General features: G+C 68.4%; 14 protein-coding genes. 10 read left to right on the top strand and 4 right to left on the bottom strand.

The window, feature by feature from the left end; all coding sequences use genetic code 11:
* Positions 1-23: 23 nt before the first annotated feature.
* Complete coding sequence (locus NVV90_RS06190) at positions 24-842, top strand: purine-nucleoside phosphorylase (protein ID WP_258440316.1); 819 nt, start codon at positions 24-26, stop codon at positions 840-842.
* 32 nt (positions 843-874) lie between these two features.
* Here the strand turns inward: NVV90_RS06190 and NVV90_RS06185 are convergent, their stop codons facing one another.
* Together NVV90_RS06185 and NVV90_RS06180 are read right to left on the bottom strand one after the other, a co-directional pair.
* Entirely contained in the window at positions 875-2188 is a 1314-nt protein-coding gene (locus NVV90_RS06185) for an Ig-like domain-containing protein (protein ID WP_258440315.1), read from the bottom strand.
* Positions 2185-2853, bottom strand: coding sequence for a hypothetical protein (locus NVV90_RS06180; protein ID WP_258440314.1), 669 nt, complete (start codon positions 2851-2853; stop codon positions 2185-2187). The genes NVV90_RS06185 and NVV90_RS06180 overlap by 4 nt, the downstream gene beginning before the upstream one ends.
* A gap of 549 nt (positions 2854-3402) precedes the next feature.
* Here NVV90_RS06180 and NVV90_RS06175 point away from each other — a divergent pair.
* The 3 genes from NVV90_RS06175 to NVV90_RS06165 all read left to right on the top strand — a co-directional run bounded on the left by NVV90_RS06175 (position 3403) and on the right by NVV90_RS06165 (position 8644).
* On the top strand, positions 3403-5004 hold the full coding sequence (locus NVV90_RS06175; protein WP_258440313.1) for a glycoside hydrolase family 68 protein: 1602 nt from the start codon (positions 3403-3405) through the stop codon (positions 5002-5004).
* Between the two features lie 118 nt (positions 5005-5122).
* The gene (locus tag NVV90_RS06170; RefSeq protein ID WP_258440312.1) at positions 5123-6781 is read left to right on the top strand and encodes a glycoside hydrolase family 32 protein; all 1659 of its coding nucleotides are present in this window, start codon (positions 5123-5125) and stop codon (positions 6779-6781) included.
* Between the two features lie 99 nt (positions 6782-6880).
* Positions 6881-8644 (top strand): phospho-sugar mutase, encoded by a 1764-nt coding sequence (locus NVV90_RS06165; RefSeq protein ID WP_258440311.1) that lies wholly within the window; start codon positions 6881-6883, stop codon positions 8642-8644.
* Between the two features lie 27 nt (positions 8645-8671).
* On the opposite strand, the gene nirD is transcribed toward NVV90_RS06165, so the two are convergent.
* The gene (gene nirD, locus NVV90_RS06160) at positions 8672-9052 is read right to left on the bottom strand and encodes a nitrite reductase small subunit NirD (RefSeq protein ID WP_258440310.1); all 381 of its coding nucleotides are present in this window, start codon (positions 9050-9052) and stop codon (positions 8672-8674) included.
* 279 nt (positions 9053-9331) lie between these two features.
* Here nirD and nirB point away from each other — a divergent pair, with 279 nt between their 5' ends.
* Genes nirB through NVV90_RS06145 form a run of 3 tightly spaced genes read left to right on the top strand, consistent with a single transcriptional unit; the run spans position 9332 to position 14173 of the window.
* Entirely contained in the window at positions 9332-11962 is a 2631-nt protein-coding gene (nirB, locus tag NVV90_RS06155; RefSeq protein ID WP_258440309.1) for a nitrite reductase large subunit NirB, read from the top strand.
* Between the two features lie 8 nt (positions 11963-11970).
* Positions 11971-13005, top strand: a complete 1035-nt coding sequence (gene cobA, locus NVV90_RS06150; protein WP_258440308.1) for a uroporphyrinogen-III C-methyltransferase — start codon at positions 11971-11973, stop codon at positions 13003-13005.
* A 10-nt stretch (positions 13006-13015) separates the two neighbouring features.
* Complete coding sequence (locus tag NVV90_RS06145) at positions 13016-14173, top strand: uroporphyrinogen-III synthase (RefSeq protein WP_258440307.1); 1158 nt, start codon at positions 13016-13018, stop codon at positions 14171-14173.
* A 94-nt stretch (positions 14174-14267) separates the two neighbouring features.
* Here the strand turns inward: NVV90_RS06145 and NVV90_RS06140 are convergent, their stop codons facing one another.
* The gene (locus NVV90_RS06140) at positions 14268-15734 is read right to left on the bottom strand and encodes a sugar porter family MFS transporter (RefSeq protein ID WP_258440306.1); all 1467 of its coding nucleotides are present in this window, start codon (positions 15732-15734) and stop codon (positions 14268-14270) included.
* A gap of 135 nt (positions 15735-15869) precedes the next feature.
* Here NVV90_RS06140 and NVV90_RS06135 point away from each other — a divergent pair, with 135 nt between their 5' ends.
* The 3 genes from NVV90_RS06135 to NVV90_RS06125 all read left to right on the top strand — a co-directional run bounded on the left by NVV90_RS06135 (position 15870) and on the right by NVV90_RS06125 (position 21685).
* The gene (locus NVV90_RS06135; RefSeq protein ID WP_258440305.1) at positions 15870-16877 is read left to right on the top strand and encodes a LacI family DNA-binding transcriptional regulator; all 1008 of its coding nucleotides are present in this window, start codon (positions 15870-15872) and stop codon (positions 16875-16877) included.
* 102 nt (positions 16878-16979) lie between these two features.
* On the top strand, positions 16980-19607 hold the full coding sequence (locus tag NVV90_RS06130; protein ID WP_258440304.1) for a GMC family oxidoreductase: 2628 nt from the start codon (positions 16980-16982) through the stop codon (positions 19605-19607).
* Positions 19604-21685: a hypothetical protein gene (locus tag NVV90_RS06125; RefSeq protein WP_258440303.1), complete on the top strand. Its 2082-nt coding sequence runs from the start codon at positions 19604-19606 to the stop codon at positions 21683-21685. The genes NVV90_RS06130 and NVV90_RS06125 overlap by 4 nt, the downstream gene beginning before the upstream one ends.
* The last annotated feature ends 2 nt before the right edge of the window (positions 21686-21687 follow it).

The raw sequence follows: 21687 nt of genomic DNA, 5'->3' as shown, positions 1-21687 counted from the left end.
CGGCAGCAAGGTAGCTTGTACCAGTGAGTAACGCAGAGCTGAGCAGCACAGACCCGTTCGAGGCCGCACAGGCCGCCGCCGCCTACATTGCCGAGCAGACCGGCGTCGCTTCCCATGACGTCGCACTGGTGCTGGGCTCGGGCTGGGGCGAGGCCGCCGAGCTCATCGGCGAGACCACCGCCACCCTGACGGCCTCCGAGGTTCCGGGCTTCCATGCCCCCGCCGTGGAGGGCCATGTGGGCACCATCCGTTCGGTGCTGACCAAGGAAGGCAAGCGCGCCCTGGTCCTGGGCGCCCGCACGCACTACTACGAAGGCAAGGGGGTCCGTGCCGTGGTCCACGGCGTGCGCACGGCCGCCGCCGCCGGCTGCAAGACCTTCGTGGTCACCAACGGCTGCGGCGGGCTCAACGAGAACTGGACGCCAGGCACCCCGGTGCTGATCAGCGACCACATCAACCTCACGGCCGCGTCCCCGCTGGAAGGCGCCACGTTCGTGGACCTCACGGACCTGTACTCCCCGCGCATCCGCGCCTTGGCCCGCGAGGTGGACCCGTCCCTGGAGGAGGGCGTCTACGCCCAGTTCACCGGCCCGCACTACGAAACGCCCGCCGAGGTCCAGTACGCCAAGCGGATCGGCGCGGAGCTGGTGGGCATGTCCACGGCCCTGGAATCCATCGCCGCACGCCACGCGGGAATGGAGGTCTTCGGCATCTCGCTGGTGACCAACCTCGCCGCCGGCATCAGCCCCGTCCCGCTGAGCCACCAGGAAGTCATCGAAGCAGGCCAGGCCGCGGGCAAACGGATCTCCAAACTCCTCGCCGACATCATCGCCAAACTCTAGGCTCTCCTGGCCAGGTCTGCGTGCCTGGACCACTATTGCTTCACTGGTCCGGGGTCCGGTGCCACGTTCCCGACGGCGACGCCCACTGGGTTGCTGGATACACCGTCCGCTGACGCCGTGACCGTCGTCGAGCCCTGGAACGAGCCCTTTACGACCCCCGACTGGCTGACCGAGGCAAAGATCGGCCGGCTGGACGCCCAGGTGACGGATGTCCCCTTTGTGCCGTCGCTGTAGAAGACGGTTGCGGTCAATTGGACGCTGGCTCCGGGCTCGAGCTGGAGCGGTCCCGCCGGCGAGACGACGATGCTCTTGACGGAATGCTCCACCGTGAGCGAGGCCTGGGCCCGAAGCTGCTGGCCGTCGGCACCTGCCATAGCGGCCGTCATGGTCACGGTGCCAAGGCTGTGCGCGGTGAGCAGTCCGGAGGCATCCACGGTGGCCACTTTGCTCTGCACCGGGACCGTGCCCCAGGTGACGTTCGTGACGGTGCCGCTGGTACCGTCCGAGTACGTAGCCACCGCCGTGAGCTGCGCGGATTGCTTTTCCTTGAGCGTGAGCTTTCCGGGGTCAATGGACAGCGCGGTGGGCTTGGCCGCAGGCGGAACGGTCACGGTGATCACCGAGACTCCCTGCAGGCCGGCCTGGGCGGCGGAGATGGTGGCGGTGCCCGGCGTGGCCGCCGTGACCAGCCCATTGCCGTCAACTGCCGCAATCCCGGGGTTGCTGGAGGCCCACAGGGCCGAGGCGTTGAGGGTGCCGAGTGAACCGTCGCTGAAGGTGCCCTCGGCCAGGAGCTGCAGTCGCCCTCCGGAGTCCATGGAAGCTTCGCCGGGATTGACCTGCAAGGCGGCCAACTGCCCGCCGTCCGGTGCCAGCACCGCCAGCACGAGGCTTCCGGACACACCGCCCAGAGTGGCCGTGAGGCTCGCGTCTCCAGGAGCCACAGCAGTGACCACGCCGGCCGGGCTGATCTTGGCAACGTCCTGGTTGCTTGAGGCCCATGACACCCCTGAGTCCAGGCGCCGGCTGGAGCCGTCGCTGTACGTCCCGGTTGCGGTCAATGCAATGCTCGCCTCCGGCCGCAGGGCCTGCGCCTGGGCCTGCGGGGGCCCTGCGACGGCGATCGAGGCGAGGGTGACCGGCGCCAGGGGTGCAAGGAGCAGTCGCAATGCAACCAACCCGGCCGTCACAAGCAACGCGGCTGCGAGGGCGACGGCACAGGTGATGAGGAACCGCCGTCGCGCGCGGGCAAGACCCTCGACGACGGCGGACTCAAGGTCCGCGGGATGTTTGCGCACCTGGACGGCTGCGTCGGCGAGAAGCCGTTGCCGCAGCTCCTGGTTCATGGCCGGCCTTCTTCAAGCGGCAAGCGGCCTGTCACAGACGAGGCGAGGGCCAGTGATCTGGTCACTTCCGGCGTCGTCCGCTCCGTCATGCCGGCGATCTCGCCAATGGTCAGCCCTGCGAATTCGTGCAGTACGGTGACCATCCGCTCGCTGGGCGGCAGCGCCGCGAGCGGGCTGGTGGCAGGGCTTCTTTTCTTTTTCTTCGACTCCGCGCCATGTGGCTGCAGCCAGCGCTCGTGTTTCTGGAGCATGTGGACAAAGACGCACAGCGTGTAGACGCGCAACTGCGGAGTGACGGGGCCCTTCCAGGCCGACGCGGCTTGGGACCAGGCGGCTTCGAGCAGCTGCCGGGCGGTCTCCGGGTCATCGCACAGCAGGTGCGCACAATACTCCAGATCGCCCTTTTGCCGTTCGAAGACGCTGCGGAGCTCGGCCTCACGGTCTTTGATGGCCGGAGAGAGCTTGAAACTTGGCGACAGGCCGAACTCGATTTCCCGGACCGCGGGGAGGAGCACCGCGGCGACGAGCGTCAGAAGCCCGGCACCAATCGGGATGGCCGACGTGAGCTCGGGAAGGAGCCAGCCGGCGGCTACGGCAGCGAGCGCCAGGACACCCACCACGAGGCGCACTGGATTGAGGGAGGAGCGGAGGCGCCGCTTCGGCAATTCGCACATACTGCACCAGCTCACAATGTGGCGGGGCCCGGTTCGTTGCAGGTCCGATTCGCTACTACATTTTACGTCCATCGATTGGACTTTTGAAGAAGTCCGGGGCTTCCAAAGGTGCAGGCCGGACCGCCGGAACACCGCCCAGATAGGCCAGAACGTGCGCCTCGTCAAGTCAAATGCTGCCCGAGTAAACACACAGTGAATTCTCAGAATAAGTCCGCTCCAGACCGAAATATTTGACGCTCCGCGCAATACATGGCACGCGCGCATGAATATGATGTAAGCGCTTGCACTAATTTGTCTGACATCTGGAAACGGGCCAGGAAACGCGGTTTGATCCACTGGCCCGGGCGTGCAAATGTTTGAACCGTTCCGGCAAGTCGACGTGCCGGAACCACTGCAGTGAGCGCCCCACAAGGGCCTCACCGCCCCTCGACACGATGGCGTCCCTCGATGACGCCACCAGCGCATCGGGAGCCGCCGGAGTTAAGAGCCAGGGCATGCGCCCCACTCCACGTAGTCCAACACTCCGCGAGAAGAGCAAGCATGAACACTCACTCAACCCCCACACGGCCACGCCGCCGTCTGCGCTCGGTTGCGGCTTTCGCAGCCGCCGCCAGCGTGGCCGCCGGCGTTCTGCTGGTTTCCCCTGCTGCGCAGGCAAACCTGCCGGCCGACCAGCCCTCCACCGAAATGCCGGCCCCCACGCCGGGATTCCCGCTGCCCACCCTGCACACGCAGGAGGCCTATGACCCCGCGGCCAACTTCACGTCCAAGTGGACCCGCGCGGATGCCAAGCAGATCATGGCCCAGAGCGACGCCACCGTTGCAACCGGCCAGAACTCCATGAGCCCCAACGTCACCATGCCGGAAATCCCCAAGGACTTCCCGGCCATGAACGACGACGTCTGGGTGTGGGACACCTGGTCCCTGACCGATGAGAACGCGAACCAGATCAGCTACAAGGGCTGGGACGTCATCTTCTCCCTGGTTGCCGACCGCCACGCAGGCTACGGCTTCGACCAGCGCCACTGGAACGCCCGCATCGGGTACTTCTTCCGCAAGACCAACGCCGATCCGGCCACGGACAAGTGGAACTACGGCGGCCACCTGTTCCTGGACAACACCTCCATCGGCAACACCGAATGGTCCGGTTCCGCCCGCCTGATGCAGGGCAACCACGTCAACGTGTTCTACACGGCCACCACGTTCTACGACGTTGCCGAACGCAACGCAGGTGGCGGCGGCATCGCCCCCGATGCCGTGATCGCCAAGGCCCTGGGCAACATCCACGCCGACCAGAACGGCGTGACCTTCGACGGCTTCGAGCACACCAAGCTCCTGGAGCCGGACGGCGTCATGTACCAGAACAAGGCCCAGAACCCCGGCTTCGCCTTCCGCGACCCGTACACGTTCGCCGACCCGGCCCACCCGGGCAAGACCTTCATGGTCTTCGAAGGCAACACCGGCGGCAACCGCGGCGAGTACAAGTGCAAGGACGAAGACCTCGGCTACCGTGCGGGCGATCCCCACGCGGAAGACACCAACACGGTGAACACCACCACCGGTTCCTGGTTCCAGACCGCCAATGTGGGCCTGGCCGTGGCGGACAACAAGGACCTCACCAAGTGGTCCTTCCTGCCGCCGATCCTGTCCGCCAACTGCGTCAACGACCAGACCGAGCGTCCGCAGATCTTCATCCAGAACGAGAACGGCCAGAACAAGTACTACCTGTTCACCATCAGCCACCAGTTCACCTACGCGGACGGCATGCGCGGTCCTGACGGCGTCTACGGCTTCGTCGGAAACGGCGTCCGCTCGGACTTCCAGCCGGTGAACAACAGCGGCCTTGCCCTCGGCTCGCCGACGGACCTGAACATGCGGGCCAACGCGCCGGAAGGTCCGGACCCCCGCCAGAACGGGCGCCAGTTCCAGGCCTACTCGCACTACGTGCAGCCCGGCGGCCTGGTGCAGTCCTTCATCGACAACGTTGAAGGCGTCCGCGGCGGCTCCCTCTCCCCCACCGTGAAGATGAACTTCCAGGGCGGCGTGACCCAGGTTGACCGCAGCTTCGGGAAGAACGGCCTCGGCCCGTTCGGCTACCTGCCCACCAACCTCCGCGTCGGTGGCGAGGGCCTCTACAAGTAGGAACACCCGTTCCTGAACGCACTACCCAGTCGGCATGGCCGCCTTCAGGCCGGCCGCCGGCAACGGCGGGGGCGTCCGCACCAGCGGATGCCCCCGCTCCCCAACCCCAGGATCCACAATGACTTTCTCTCTCCCCCGGACCATCCTCCACCGCGCGCTTTCCGGCGTGGCCGCCGTCGCCCTCGCCCTCACCGCTGCTGCCTGCACCCAAGGCCCGACGCCGGCTCCCTCACCAAGCGCCGCTGCCGCGGCGCACGGCCCCTCGGCCGGCGATCCCTGGCGCCCTGCCGTGCACCTGACCGCGGAGCAGAACTGGCTCAACGACCCCAACGGCCTGGTCTACGACGGCGGGACGTACCACGCCTTCTACCAGTACAACCCCCGCGGCAATTCCTGGGGCAACATGTCCTGGGGCCACTCCACCAGCACCGATCTGGTCCACTGGACCCAGCAGCCCGTGGCGCTCGAGGCCGGCGCCGGCGAGGAAATCTTCTCCGGCGCCATGGTCATGGATACGGGGAACGCCTCGGGCCTGGGCACCAAGGACAACCCGCCGATGGTCGCCCTGTACACGAGCGCCTATGGCAAGGGCGGCGCCCTCCCGGAGGGCTCGCAGGCCCAGTCCGTGGCCTACAGCCTGGACCATGGGACCACCTGGTCCAAGTACCAGGGCAACCCGGTGCTCAGCCTCAATCCGGCGTCGAAGAACTTCCGCGACCCCAAGATCACCTGGTATGAACCAGGCGGCTACTGGGTCATGACCACCGTGGTGGCGGACGCCCAAGTGATCAAACTGTTCAAGTCCACCGACCTGCTGCACTGGGATTTCCTGAGCGATTTCTCGGGTGTGGGCGCCCAGGGCGGCCTCTGGGAGGTCCCGGAGCTGGTCCACATGGACGTCGAGGGCTCCGGCGGGCTCCGCAAATGGGTCATGCTGCTGAGCATCAACCCCGGCGGCATCGCCGGGGGCTCCGGCATGCAGTACTTTGTGGGCGAGTTCGACGGCACCCGGTTCACGGCCGAGAACGCAACGGCACCCGGCGCCCCGCTCACGGATTCCCAGTGGCTGGACCGCGGGGCAGATTACTATGCCGCCAATTCCATCAGCGGAGCCCCCGGCGGCAAGCCCGTTCTGCTGGGGTGGATGGGGAACTGGGACTACGCCCAGTCCGTCCCCACCACGCCGTGGCGCGGGGCCATGGCCATCCCGCGCGAGCTGACCCTGGTGGACGGCGGACAGCGCCTGGAGCTCCGTTCCGCCATTGCCGGGGCCGCTGCGACGGCCCTCACCGGCTCCCGCAGCGGTGAGGTCCACGGCAAGAACCTCACGGTGGCCGACTCCGCCCAGTCCCTCGGCGAAGGATTCGGGGGCCGCAGCCAGCTTCTCGACGTCGAACTCGATGCCTCGGGTGCCGCCGAAGCGGGCCTGGTGCTGCGCGGCCCGGCAGGCAGCAGCACGGGGAACGGCAGCACTGGCAGCGGCCTGCGGATCTCTTACAACACGTCCACGCAGACCCTCAAGGTGGACCGTTCGAAGGCCGGAACCTCGAACTTCTCGGAGAAATTCAGCCCCTACCACCAGGCCCCGGTGGCGCCCATTGAAGGCAAGCTCCGGTTGCGGATCCTGCTGGACGCGTCCTCCGTGGAAGTCTTCGCCGGGGACGGCTCCGTGGTCATCACGGATACCTTCTTCCCCGCGTGGGAAGACACAGTATCCTCGGTCTTCAGCACCGGGGGCACCACCACGTTCACGGTTTCCAGCACAACCCTGGACTAGCACGGGGCACGAATCAGGCGGCCGGAAGGACACGACCGCAATCAGTCCGATGTACGGACGGTCTGCGCTTCCGGCCGCTTTGACGATAGCTTTATCCCTATGACGTCGAACGGTGCCGAATTCGAGCAACTGATCATCGAAGCCCGCGAGTGGGCTTCCCAGGACCCGGATCCGGGCACCGCGGCTGCCCTTGAGGAACTTGCCGATGTGGCCGCCACCGGCGACCCTGCCGCGGGGCAGCAACTGGCCGACAGCTTCAGCGGAACGCTGCAGTTCGGCACCGCCGGGCTCCGGGCGGCACTGGGCCCGGGCCCCAACCGGATGAACCGCGTGGTGGTCCGCCGTGCGGCGGCCGGCCTGGCGGCTTTCCTGAACGACGCCGTGGCTGCGGCGGCCCCGGGCGCCCGGCCGCGCGCCGTCGTCGGCTACGATGCCCGGCACAACTCCGATGTGTTCGCGCTGGAAACGGCGGCGATCTTCACCGCTGCCGGGATCGAGACGTTCCTGATGCCCGCGGCCCTGCCCACGCCCCTGCTCGCCTACGCGGTGCGGGCCCTGGACTGCGACGGCGGCGTGATGGTCACGGCCAGCCACAACCCGCCGCAGGACAACGGCTACAAGGTCTACCTGGGCCGGCACGCCGTGGAGGAAAGCGGGCGCGGCGCGCAGATCGTCGCCCCGTACGACGCGGCGATCGCGGCGAAGATCGACGCCGTGGGAGCCCTCGACACGGTCACGCTGGCCAACGATGGCTGGACGGTGCTGCCGGGCTCGATCGCCACGGACTACCAAGCCGCCATGTCCGGCCTCGCGGACACCGCGAATTTCCCGGCCCGGGAGCTGAAGATCATCCTCACGCCCATGCACGGCGTGGGCGGGGCGACGGCCGTGGCCGTGCTCAACGCCGCCGGTTTCACGGACGTGACGCTCGTGGAGGAACAGGCCTACCCGGACCCGGACTTCCCCACCGTGGCCTTCCCGAACCCCGAGGAACCCGGAGCCCTCGATCTGGCCCTGGCCGCCGCGGACCGCTCCGGCGCGGACATCGTGCTGGCCAACGACCCCGACGCCGACCGCGCGGCGGTCGCGGCGAAGGACCCGGACAGCGGAGCGTGGCGGATGCTGCGGGGTGACGAAGTGGGCGCCCTCCTGGGGGCGCACGTGGTGGCCCGGCTCGCCGCCCGCAACGAAGACCAACCCCACGCGGCCGGGGACGCTGGTGGTGGCGTGTTCGCCAACTCCATCGTGTCCTCGCGGCTGCTGGCGCGCATCGCGTCCGCCGCAGGCTACGCCCACGAGGAAACCCTCACCGGCTTCAAATGGATTTCCCGGGTTCCCGGACTGATGTACGGCTACGAGGAAGCCCTGGGCTACTGTGTGGCTCCGTCCCTGGTGCGGGACAAGGACGGCATTTCCGCTGCCGTCCTGATCGCCGAACTTGCTGCCGCGGCCAAGGCCGAAGGCAAGACCATCTTCGACACCCTGGACGAGCTGTACCTGGTGCACGGGCTGCATGCGAGCGACCAGCTCAGCATCAGGGTGGCCGACCTGGGCCTGCTGGATGCCATGATGAACCGGCTGCGGGTGAGCCCTCCCGAAGCGTTCGGCGGCTCCGCCGTCGAGACCTTCACGGACCTCGCCCAAGGCAGCGCGCACCTACCGCCCACCGATGGGCTGCTCTACATCACCCGGGACCAGAGCAGGGTCATCATCCGCCCCAGCGGCACCGAACCCAAGCTCAAGTGCTACCTGGAGGTCATCCAGGCCGTGGGCTCCGCGGCCGAACTGCCCCAGGCCCGCCAGACGGCCCGCGCTGCACTGGACCACGTCCTGGACGACGTCCGCGAAGCGCTCGGCCTCTAGCAGCGCCGGGCGCGGCTGAGGTACGGCTTAGAGTTCGACTTCGAGGTACCCGTCAACCAGGCGGGTGTTGAAGGTGGCCAGGGCCAGTTCGGGGTTGGTGAAGCATTCGCCCGTCAGGAGGTCGTAGACCTCCTTGTGCAGCGGCGAAGCGATGGTGGGCCGGTCCCCGCGGGAACCGATGATGCCGCGCGCCATCACGTTGGCCAGGGTGGCCGGGTCCTGCTGAGCCACGGCGTACACCTCGTCCGGGGCGGTGCGGAACAACGCCACCTGGCGGCCCTCGATCAACGCGGCTTCGCCCCAGGCCAGCTCGAGCTCATCCACCGGGCATACCCGGTGCCAGCCGGCAGCGGTTGCTTCGGCCTGTTCGTCACGCCGCTCTTCAACACGGTCCAGAATTACGGTCATTTCAGCCCCTCTCGCAGTGCCCGGGTGCGGCGCTTCCGCCGTACTTCCCAGGCCGGGCCGCGCTTACGGCCACAGCTCCACGCTAAAACCCGGGTGTTTCAGCGGCGCTCCCCAATTGTGTCGGCGGCGTAAAAGAGACCTCACGGACCCGGAAATGTGATCGTGATGCAGAAGTTAAGACCACGAAACAAATGGGAAACTGAAGCGAAACTGCGGCTCCCTAGGCTGGATCCATAAGTTGCAGAGCTCCTTCTGCAACAACTTGCGAAAGGCCCACCCGTGACCGGACACACTTCAAGCATCGAGAACCCGCGCCGCATCGTTGTCGCCGGAGGCGGCCCTGCTGCCCACCGATTCGCTGACGCCATGCACACCCGTGGACTCGAAGGCTGGCAGGTCACGGTGCTGACGGAGGAAGCACACCTTCCCTACGACCGCGTGGCGCTGAGCAAGGCACTCACCGAAACAGACGTGGACCTCACCCTGGGCAATGCGTCCATGTGGGATCACGAAGCCCTGGACCTGCGCACCGGCGAGCGCGCCGTGAAGATCTGCACCGTCTCCCAGACGGTCACCACCGCGGCCGGCAACAGCTACGAATACGACGAACTGGTGGTCGCCACCGGTTCCGACGCCGCCCGCCTTCCCATCCCGGGCGCCGAGCACACCCATGTTTACCGCACGCTCGATGACGTCTGGGCCATCAACAAGGCCATCGCCGAGCTGACGGAAAAGCTGGGCCGCAAGGTCAACGCCGTCACCATCGGCGGCGGCCTCCTGGGCCTCGAGTCCGCGGCCGGCACCGAACAGCTCGGCGCCACCCCCATCGTCATCAACGGCTCGCCGTGGCTCATGAACACCCAGCTGGACGAGGGCGCAGGCCAGGCCCTGGGCCGCCTGATCGAAGCCAAGGGCTTCGAAGTGCACGGCGGCGTCTTCCCGTCCGAGGTTGTCACGGACGACGACGGCCAGGTCACCGGCGTCCTCATGGCCGACGGCCGCACCATCGCCGCCGACATTGTGATCGTGGCCATCGGCGTGAAGCCGCGCGACGAACTCTTCCGCGCTGCAGAGGGTGAAGATCAGCTGTTCGGCCTCGGCCCCCGCGGCGGTGTGGTCATCGACGATTCCTGCGCCACCGAGATCCCCGGCATCTGGGCCATCGGCGAGGTCGCCAACTTCGAAGGCATGTGCCTGGGCCTCGTGGCTCCGGCCAACACCATGGCCGAGATCGTGGCGGACCGTCTCCACGGCGGGGAAGCGACCTTCCCCGGCTTCGACACCGCCACCAAGCTCAAGCTCTCCGGCGTGGACGTGGCCAGCTTCGGCGACGCCTTCGCCAAGACCGAACACTCCCTCGAAATCGTCTACGCGGACCCCGCCCGCGGTGTCTACCAGAAGATCGTCACCACCGACGACGCCAAGACCCTCCTGGGCGGCATCTTCGTGGGCGACGCATCGCCCTACATGAGCCTGCGCCCGCTCCTGGGCCGCGAGCTGTCCGCGGAACCGGGCGCCTACCTCACGGCGGCCGGCGGCGGCGACGCCCCGGACACCGAACTCCCGGACGATGCCATCCTGTGCTCCTGCAACAACGTAACCGCCGGAACCATCCGCGACACCGTCAACGGCTGCGGTGCCTGCGACGGCAACGCCCCCGTGCAGGAACTCGGCGAGCTCAAGGGCTGCACCCGCGCCGGAACCAGCTGTGGATCCTGCGTGCCGATGCTCAAGAAGCTCCTGGAAGGCGAGCTCAAGAAGTCCGGCGTCGAGGTCTCCAAGGCCCTGTGCGAGCACATCGAACTCTCCCGCCAGGAACTGTTCGATGCCATCCGCGTCCTGGAATTGACCTCCTTCGAGGAGATCATGGCCAAGTACGGCACCGGGGCCGGCTGCGACATCTGCAAGCCCACCATCGCCAACATCCTGGCCAGCCAGAACAGCGCCTACGTGCTGGACGCCGGCCGCGGCACCCTGCAGGACACCAACGACCGCGCCCTGGCCAACATGCAGAAGGACGGCACCTACTCGGTGGTCCCGCGCATCGCCGGCGGCGAGATCACTCCCAAGGGCCTTGGCGTCATCGCCGCCGTCGCCGAGAAGTACAACCTCTACACCAAGATCACCGGCGGCCAGCGCATCGACATGTTCGGTGCCCGGCTGGAGCAGCTGCCGGAGATCTGGAAGGAGCTGGTAGACGCCGGCTTCGAATCCGGCCAGGCCTACGGCAAGAGCCTGCGCACGGTGAAGTCCTGCGTCGGTTCCACCTGGTGCCGCTTCGGCGTCCAGGACTCGGTGGCCATGGCCATCGCCCTGGAACTGCGCTACCGCGGCCTGCGCAGCCCGCACAAGCTCAAGATGGGCGTGTCCGGCTGTGCCCGTGAGTGCGCCGAGGCCCGCGGCAAGGACGTCGGCGTGATCGCCACGGCCGACGGCTGGAACCTGTACGTCGGCGGCAACGGCGGTGCCACCCCGGCCCACGCCCAGCTCCTCGCCAAGGACCTGGACGACGAGACGCTGATCAAGTACATCGACCGGTACTTCATGTACTACATCCGCACCGCCGACCGCCTGCAGCGCACCGCGCGCTGGCAGGAAGAGCTCGACGGCGGCATCAAGCACGTCGAGGACGTGGTGGTCAAGGACACCCTGGGCATCGCCGAGGAACTCGAAGCCGCCATGGCCAAGCACGTGGACACCTACGTGGACGAATGGGCGGACACCCTGAAGGACCCCGAGCGCCTGCGCCGCTTCCGTTCCTTCGTCAACGCACCCGACCAGAAGGACGACTCCATCACCTTCGTTTCCGACGAGCGCGGCCAGATGCGCCCGGCGACCAACGAGGAAAAGGGCGGCGTGCTCATCGCCTCCACCATCCCGGTCCGCAGTGCGGCCGGCGTAGAGAACTAGGGGCCACCATGCAGCTCACCATCGATCTCACCGGCCGCGAAGTCCTGGTCACCGGTTCGGCCATGGCAGCCCGCCAGGCCGTCCGCCGCTACGAGGCCGCCGGCGCCGTGGTCTACCGCCTGAGCACCCCGGACGGCGCCCCGGGCGACGGCCACCTCCCCGAGCGGCCGTTCCTGGTGGCGGCAGTGGACGACGGCGAAGCCGGCTGGGAACCGCTGCTGGAGCGCTGCCGCGAGGCCGGAATCCCCGTCTGCACCGAACCGGCACCGGGACCCGAAGGACACGTCACCCTGGTGGGCGGCGGGCCCGGCGCCCTGGATCTGCTCACCGTGGGTGCCGTCAATGCCCTGCGGGATGCCGACGTCGTGTTCTACGACCGGCTGGCCCCCTACCAGCTGCTGGCATCCCTGAGCTCGGCGGAACTGGTGGACGTCGGAAAGAAGCCGGGCCACCACAAGGTGGGCCAGCGCGACATCGAACAGCTCATGGTGGACAGTGCCCTGGCCGGCAAGAACGTGGTCCGGCTCAAGGGCGGCGATCCCTACGTCTTCGGCCGCGGCGGCGAGGAAGTGGCGGCCTGCGTGGCCGCCGGCGTCCCCGTCCGCGTGATCTCCGGCGTCACCAGTGCCATCTCCGTTCCGGCGGCGGCAGGCATCCCCGTCACGCACCGCGAGGTCAGCCACATGTTCACCGTGGTCTCCGGCCACGCGCCGCTCACGGAGAAGGAACACACCCACCTGGCCGGCCTCGGCGGCACCATCGTGGTGCTCATGGGCATCGGAACCCTGCCCCAGCTGGCGGCCGGCCTGCGCCGCGCCGGCATGAAGGCAGACATGCCGATGGCCGTGGTCGAACGCGGCTACTGCCCCGGCCAGCGCACCACTATTGCCGAGCTCGGCACCATCGAAACTGCAGCCTCCGGCTGCAGCAACCCGGCCGTCCTGGTCATCGGCGAGGTGGTCCGGGTGGCTGAAGCCAACCGTAATCATGCCGGTGCCTCCGCTGAACTGAGCCGGCTCGCGGCTTCGCTTCTTGAAGCCTGAAGGAAACCCCATGAGTGCACTGAACACCCTTGAACCGCTCGAGACCGTCAACCCCGTCGGGCTGCCGGATCCGTCCGACGCACCCCTGGACGGCTTCCGCATCGGCGTCACCTCGCACCGCCGCTCACGGGACCTCATCGAGGCCCTCGAGCGCCGCGGCGCCACGGTGCTGCACGCCCCTGCGCTGAAGATCGCGCCGGTCCAGGAGGACGAGTCACTCATCCAGGACACACGTGCCATCATCGACGCCCGCCCGGACATCTGCATCGCCACCACCGCCTACGGGATGCGCCGCTGGTGCGAAGCTGCGGACTCCTTCGGCATCGGCGAACAGCTGCTCGAAACGCTGTCCGCCTGCCGGATGTTCGTCAGGGGACCCAAGGCCCGCGGCGCGGTCCGCGCGGCCGGCCTGGCCGACGTCGGGATCAGCAGTGACGAAACCACCGCCACCCTGGTGGACATGCTGCTCGCCGAAGGCGTCCGCGGCAAGACCGTCGCCGTGCAGCTGCACGGCTACACCGATGTGCGCCAGCTGGAGCGGCTGCGCATGTCCGGCGCCACGGTCCTGACCGTGACCCCGTACCGCTGGGTCAAGCCCGACGGCGCGGACAAGCTGCCGCGCCTGATCGAGGCCGCCTGCAGCGGCAACCTGGATGTGCTCACCTTCACCAGTGCCCCCGCGGTGGACGCCGTCTGGAGCACGGCCCATGAAATGGGCCTCTACAAGCAGCTGATCGAAAGCCTGCAGGGCCCCGTGACGGTTGCCGCCGTCGGTCCCGTGACGGCGCAGCCGCTCATCGACGCCGGCCTCTCGCCCCTGATCCCGGAACGGTTCCGGATGGGTGCCCTCATCCGCCTCGTCACCGAACACCTCGCCCTGAACCACGTGCGCCGGCTGGAGACCAGCACCGGCCACATCGAACTGCGCGGCCGCTGCCTGCGGATCGACGGCGAAGTGGTGGAGCTGGCACCGGCCCCGTTGCTCCTGCTGCGCGCACTCCTCGGAGCCGGCGGTGCCGTGCTGTCCCGCGAGTCGTTGTCCGATCTGCTGGAGCTCCGCGGTTCCGTCCATGCCCTGGACATGACCGTCAGCAGGCTGCGTTCTGCCCTGCCGGACGGCAAGCTCGTCGAAACCGTGGTGAAGCGCGGGTACCGGCTCCGCGTCTAACTGCTTTGACGCAAGAGAACGACGGCGGGAACTTCCCGCCGTCGTTCTCTGCTGTTTGGTGCCTGCCGGGCTGCGTGGTGGGGGGTGCCCTGGATCAGTGCCCGGTGGTTGCCTGTTTCTTGTGGACGATGTAGATGGCCCCTGTGGTGACGTCCTCTTCGAGGGCTTCGAGGGTGCGGCCGCGGGTTTCCGGGACCTGGGTGTAGATGAAGACCAGCGCCAGGATGCCGACGGCGCCGAACAGGAAGAACGTCCCGGTGATGCCGACCGCGGCCACCAGGGACGGGAAGAACAGGCCGAGGAAGGCGTTGGCGATCCAGAGGCAGAAGATGGAGACGCCGATCGCGAAGCCGCGGATGTGCAGCGGGAAGATCTCCGAGAGCATCACCCAGACCGCGATGTTGAGAAAGGTCTGCATCGAGCCCACGAAGGCGACCACCAGGGCGAGGATCACGAACGGCCGGGCCGGGTCCCCCACCGGCAGGGCGATCGAGGCGATGCCGATGAGGAAGTGGCAGGCCGTGGTCAGGATGAAGCCGGTGATCAGGGTGGTGCGGCGGTTGATGCGCTGCATCAGGGAGAGCCCGATGACGCCGCCGACGACGGCGATGACGCCCGGGGCGACGTTGGCGATGAGCGCGGCGCCGGAGTCGAAGCCTGCCTCGATGAGCACGGACTGGCCGTAGTACATGATCGAGTTGATGCCGGTGAGCTGCTGGGCAACGCCCAGGCCGATCCCGACGAGCAGGATGCGCAGGATCCACTTGTTCTTCAGCGCGCCCCAGCCGGAGAGGTTCATCTGCTCTTCCTCGTCGGCGAGGTGCTTGACGTCGGCCATTTCCGCGGCGGCGCGCTCGGGCGAACGGATCGTGGAGAGCACCTCCAGGGCTTCCTGGGTGCGGCGCCGGGAGATGAGCCAGCGAGGGGACTCGGGCATCCGCAGCATGCCCAGGAACAGGGCAATGGCCGGCAGCGCGGCGACGGCGAGCATGATCCGCCACACCCCGGGGTGTTCGCCCCAGACATTGCCGATCACGGCGTTGACGACGAACGCCGCGAGCTGGCCGACCACGATCATCAGCTCGTTGCGGCCCGCCAGGGAGCCGCGGATCTCGTAGGGGGCAAGCTCGGCGAGGTACACCGGGACCACCGAGGAGGCACCGCCGACGGCCAGGCCGAGGATGATCCGGCCGAGGACCATGACCTCGAACCCCGGCGCGAACACGCAGGCCAGGGCGCCGGCGAGGAACAGCACGGCCAGGAGGATGATCGTCTTGCGCCGCCCCCAGGTGTCGGAGAGGCGGCCGCCTCCCACGGCGCCCGCGGCGGCGCCGAAGAGCAGGGAACTGGTCACGACTCCCTCGGTGATCGGCGTGAGGGCCAGTTCAGCGGTCATCGGCCGCAGCGCACCGTTGATGACACCGGTGTCATAGCCGAACAGCAGGCCGCCGAACGTGGCGACCAGGGCCACCAGGCCAAGACGCTTGCGGTGCGGCCCGTCAGTCAAAGGCGGGAGCGGGGTCGGTCTAGACGTTCCGCTTTGCACATTTGCAGTAGCCATCAGGACTCCTTTGTCAGGTTACGCGGTCGTTGTGGCCCGCGTCTCAGCAATACTAACGCGCGAAAGATTTAAATGTAAGGTCAAACTAACAAACTATTAATCTTTGTGTGTTCTGGACCGTGGGAGGATGAAGCCATGGTTCCTGACCGCCAGCACCGTCCCGCCACGCAAAGCGATGTTGCGCGCGAAGTCGGCGTTTCCCGGACACTCGTGTCTTTCGCGTTCAGGGGCGCCCCCGGCGTCAGCAGCGAGACCAAGCAAGCCATCTTCGACGCCGCCAAACGTCTCGGCTACCGGCCCAACGCGGTGGCTGCCGACTTGGCACGCAAGCACCGCTCCGCCGTCGGGCTCTATCTTATGGACATCCGCAACGAGGTCTATGCGGACATCCTCAGTGGCGTCCGCATGGCGCTCCCCCAGGACCGCAACCGGCTCATCCTGAGCGTCTCCCGATCAGTCGACGGCGTGGATCACGGTGCGCTTGAGTCGCTGATCGAAGCGCGTGTGGGGATCATCATCGCGGCAACGCTGCTGGACACCGATGAGCAGGTCCGCGAGCTGGCGCAGATCGTTCCGATCGTCAGCGTCACGCGTCCAGTGGAAGGGGTCGACAGCGTGTATTCAGACGACGAGGCCGGCGCCCGTGCCGCCACCGAGCACCTCCTCAGCCTGGGCCACACACGGATCGCCCATTTGGCCGGCCCTGTTTATGACGGCCATGTGGTGCGTCGGCAAAGCTACGAGCGAACAATGCGCGATGCCGGCTTGGCGCCGCAGACCCTTTCCGCACACGACTTCACGCAGGATGCCGGCCAGCGGGCCGCCGCCGAATTGCTTGATGCTGCGGACCCACCGACAGCCATCTTCACCCACAACGACCAGTTCGCCCTGGGGGCCCGCGAAGCTGCCTACGCCAGGGGCCTGACCATTCCCGGCCACTTGTCATTGCTTGGCTACGACGATTCAAGGACCGCCCGGCTCCATGGGATCGACTTGACGTCGGTGGATCTCCACGCCGTCGAGTTGGGGCGGTTGGCCGGAATGGTGGCCCTGGAGCGCCTCAACAATCCGGACGCGCCCGTCGCCAGTAAGCGCCTCACGCCACGGTTGGTGGTCCGCAACTCGACGGCGCCCCTCCGATAACCCTCCTGGCGGCCAAAACCTGGTTACTCCACCTCATGGACAGATTCCGGGCCCGGTGGGAACATGGGGCCATATCTGCTCTCTTCCTCGAGAGGAACGGCCATGGTTGGGCTGGAGGCCATTGAGTCCGTGGATGCCGTGGTGGTGGGATCGGGATTCGGCAGCTCAGTGGCCGCCCACCGTCTGTCCGCCGCCGGGCAATCCGTGGTGCTCATGGAACGGGGCAAGCCCTACCCTCCCGGCAGCTTCGCCCGCACGCCGGCCGAGATGGGCCGCAATTTCTGGGACCCGGACCGCGGACTCTACGGGCTCTTCGATGCCTGGACGTTCCGGGGCGTGGAGGGGCTCGTGTCCAGCGGGCTGGGCGGGGGCTCCCTGATCTACGCCAATGTGCTGCTCCGCAAGGACGAAAACTGGTTCGTCAAGGAATCTCCCGTGCCCGGCGGCGGCTACGAGAACTGGCCGTTCTCGCGGGCAGATCTGGACCCGTACTACGACGCCGCGGAGGCCATGCTCCAGCCCGTCCCGTACCCATATATGGACACGCCCAAGACCAACGCCATGGAAGCCGGCGCCGCGTCGCTGGGCCTGTCCATCAGCCGTCCGCCCATCGCCGTCACCTTCGCCACGGCACCCGGCGCGGCCCCCGGCACGAACCAGCCCCTGCCGGCCGCCTCGTACGGCAGCGTCCACGGCGAAGGCACGGTCAGGACCACGTGCACCCTGTGCGGCGAATGCGACATCGGCTGCAACACCGGCGCCAAGAACACCCTGGACCACAACTACCTCTCCGCTGCCGCCCGGCATGCGGACCTCCGCACCTTCCACGACGTCCGCGGCATCCGCCCCCTCGACGGCGGGGGCTACGAGGTCCGCTACGTCGTCCACGACCCCGCGACCCCGGGCGCCCTGCTCACGGAACGGCTCATCCACTGCCGCAGGCTGATCCTGGGGGCAGGCACCTTCGGCACCAACTTCCTGCTCCTGCGCAACCGTGGTTCCCTCCCGGCCCTCAGCGACGCCCTCGGCACCCGTTTCAGCGGCAACGGGGATCTGCTGACCTTCATCATGGACGCCAAGACGCGCAACGGTTCCAGCGGCGGTGTGCGCACTCTCGCCGGGAGCCGGGGCCCCGTGATCACCACCGCCATCCGGGTACCGGACAGCCGCGACGGCGGCGACGGCCGCGGCTACTACGTGGAGGACGCCGGCTACCCGGCCTTCATGAACTGGCTGATCGAAACCGGGCAGCTGGGCAAGGTGGCCGCCCGCACCTTCCGGGTGGCCAAGCAGCTGCTCAAAGACAGGCTCTTTGAGGCCCGGCGCTCCAACATTTCCGCCGACGTCGCGGCTGCCCTGGGCGACGGCAGGCTGTCCGCCAGTTCCCTGCCCCTGCTGGGCATGGGCCGCGACATCCCCGACGGCGTCATGGGCCTGGAGGACGGCAGGCTCGCCATCGGCTGGACACTGTCCACCTCAACCGCCTACTTCAACCGGGTCCGGGCCACCATGGCCTCGATCGCCGGGGAGCTGGACGGCACCTTCGTGGACAACCCGCTTTGGTGGGCCAAGCACGTCATCACGGTGCACCCGATCGGCGGCGCACCGGCCGGGCGCAACCCGGCCGAGGGCGTCTGCGATTCCTACGGCGAGGTGTTCGGCTACCCGGGCCTGTATGTGGTGGACGGGGCGGCCATGCCTGGTCCGGTGGGGGCCAACCCCTCGCTGACCATTGCGGCCTTCGCCGAGCGGGCCTGCGAGCGCATCCTCGAAGCGGGCAGGCCGGGTGCCGCCGGCAGGACTGTTGGCGCAACAGAGGCGCGGAGCCGCGGCGGCCTGGAGTCGGGAGCGCCGCCGGCGGCCGCCCCGGTGGCGGCGGGCGCCGTCGTCGACGCCGGAGAGCTGGTTCCCCGCGCCCTGGCACCGGACGCCACCAAAGGGAAGTCCGGGCGCGAAGAGCGCCCCGCCCCGGTTGCCCCGCCTGCCGGCCGCAGGACCCGGGGGCTGGAGCCTGGAGCGGCGGCCGGGACCGGCGCGCAGGCGACGTCCGTCAGCTTCACCGAGCAGATGCACGGCTGGTTCAGCCCAGGCGTGGCCGATCCGGAAAAGGGCCGCAACCTGGGCCGTGACCGCGGCCGGCGGATCATGTTCGAGCTGACCATCACCGCCGAGGACATCGATGCCTTCGTGGCGGACCCCTCGCATCCGGCCACAGCGGCGGGCTACGTGCTGGTGGACCAGTTCGGTGGCCGGCTGCCGGTGGAGCGGGGCTGGTTCAATCTGTTCGTTTCCGACGGCAGCGGCGAAGGATCCGACGGCGGCCCCTCGCGCCGCATGCTGTACCGCCTGTGGCTGCGCGATCCCGGCGGCACCCCGCTGACGTTCACCGGCTTCAAGGAGATCCGGAACGACGCCGGGCTGGACGTCTGGGCGGACACCACCATCCTGTATGCCACGATCCTGCGCGGCCATGTGCCGCCGCCGGAACCGGGTGCCGGGCCTGAACCGGCAGCAGAGCCTGGCCCCGCGGTCGATCCCGGAATCGCCGGTGCCGGGATCCTGCACATCCGGCCGCTGGACTTCGCCAAGCAGCTGACCACCTTCCGTGCCGTGGGTCCTTCCCCGGCCGCGGGGCTGGCCGCGTTCGGGAAGCTCTTCATGGGCGAGCTGTGGTACGTCTACGGCCGGGCCGCCAAACGCGTTCCGTTCCCCTTCAAGCCGCGGCCATGAAACGCCGGGAGCTCGCGGAGCACCGCGCCGTCCTGGGGTTCACGCCCCGGGAGGCCGTCCGCTGGCTCTCGCCGATGTCGCTGGCCCGGACCGCGCTGAAGGTCATGGCCGCTACGGTCTTCGCCGACTTCGGCGACAAGCGCGAACTGGAGGGCGGTTTCCCCTCCGATCCGCTGGACCTGGACCGGCTTCCGGTGCCCGGGCAGCCCGCGCAGCCACCGGTGGGCAGCAGGTCCCTGCCGTCGCCCGGGAAGCTCGCCGAGGAGGAGGAAGCTGCGACGGCGGCCTCAGGCAGCGCCGGCAAGGAACTCTGGCTCGACTTCGCCGCGGACCTGGGCGACGGCTTCGACGCCACGTACTCGGTTGCGCTGCTGCTGGCACAGGAATCGCTCGACGCCGGCGGCACGGTGCTGCCGCGCGGCAAGGTGCTGGTGCTCGGCGGCGACGAGGTCTACCCCGTGGCCTCCCCGGCAGCCTACGAGGACCGCATGGCGGGCCCCTACCGGATGGCCTTCCCTGCGCCGCGGAACCCCGTCCCCGGACACCTTGCCCCCGTCAACCCCGCCAAGCCCCCGGCCGCCCCGGCCGCGGTCATGCTGGCGCTGCCCGGCAACCACGACTGGTACGACGGCCTGACCTCCTTCATCCGCCTGTTCACGCGGCAACGCAGCATCGGCGCCTGGCGCACCATCCAGACCCGCAGCTACTTCGCCGTGCGGCTCAGCGGCGAAGCCCCGCGCGAAGGACACCAAGGCACGCCCGGCTGGTGGCTCCTGGGGCTGGACAGCCAGCTGGGGCAGTACATCGACGAACCGCAGCTGGACTACTTCTACCGCAACGTCACCACGCAGCTGCAGGACGGCGATGCCATCATCCTGTGCGTTGCCGCCCCGTACTGGGTCTACGCGGACCGGCCCGGCAGCGGCGAGTTCCGGCAGGTCAACTTCTTCGAGCAGGACTACCTGCGCCGGCGCTTCAACCCCGAGACCGGGCTGTTCGAGGCCACCGGGGCCGGTGTGCGGCTCTGGCTCAGCGGCGACCTCCACCACTACTCGCGGTACGAGCAGCGCGGCCCGGGCGAGGCGCAGGAGCTTCCGCCCGATCCCGCCCGCGCCCAGCTCTTCACCTGCGGCCTGGGCGGCGCCTATCTGTCCGACGCGCACTGGCTCCCGCAGAACGTTGTCCTGCCTCCCCCGGCAGGCTCGCCGGGCGAATCGGCCGCCCAGCCGCCGTCGTCGGCTGTCCCCGAAACGAACGTGCCCGGAGCAAGCGGGGCAGCCGCCAGCGGATCGGAATCAAGCGGAGCCGAAACACGGGGCAGGCGGTTCACCCGCATGCCCAGCATCTACCCGCAACCTGCGGATTCCCAGCGCTACGGGCGGCGGCTGGCCAACCCGCTGTCCCCGTACTGGCTGCCCGTGCGCAACCCGGGCTTCGGCGTGCTGCTCGGCATCGTGCACATGGTGGCCTTCCTGACCCTCTGGACGGTGTTCAGCGCCTTCCGCGGCCTGTCCTTCGTGGACAGCCTGCGCAGCCTCACCGGGGGAAACACCCTGCTGCTCACCGTCCTCCTGGTCGCCGCTCCGCTGCTCCTGCTGGGCGTCCTGGCCCTGCTGGCAAAATGGCTGGGCCTCGCCCGGAGGGGCCTGGTGGTCTTCCTCCGCGGCGCCCTGTATCAGCTGTCCGCGCTCGCGGTGAGTGCCGCCGTCGTGATCCTGATCCCGTGGCCCCATCCCTGGCCGCATTTCCTCATCGCCGCCCTCTCGCTCGCACTGGTGCACCTGGGCGGCTGGGCGGTGGGCAGCGAGGCCTTCGCGTTCTTCATCCAGGGGACGCCGGGCGGCGAGGTGGCGTCGTGGCGGATGTCCGGCCAGGCCATCGAGGACCACAAGGGCTTCCTGCGCCTGCACCTGGCCCCGGACGGCTCCGTCACCGTCTACCCGCTGGCCGTGGACGGCATCTGCCGCGACTGGCAGTTGCAGGAGAACGACGACGGCGCCCGCCTGGTGCCGGCGTCCGGCCTGCCCGCCGTCCGGCTGCTGGAGCAGCCGGTCACCATCGCCAGGAAGGGAGCCTGACC

The sequence above is a fragment of the Arthrobacter sp. CJ23 genome (assembly GCF_024741795.1).
GTDB lineage: Bacteria > Actinomycetota > Actinomycetes > Actinomycetales > Micrococcaceae > Arthrobacter.
The sequence above is the reverse complement of the archived record's forward strand: the minus strand, read 5'-3'. Positions and strand labels throughout refer to the sequence as shown.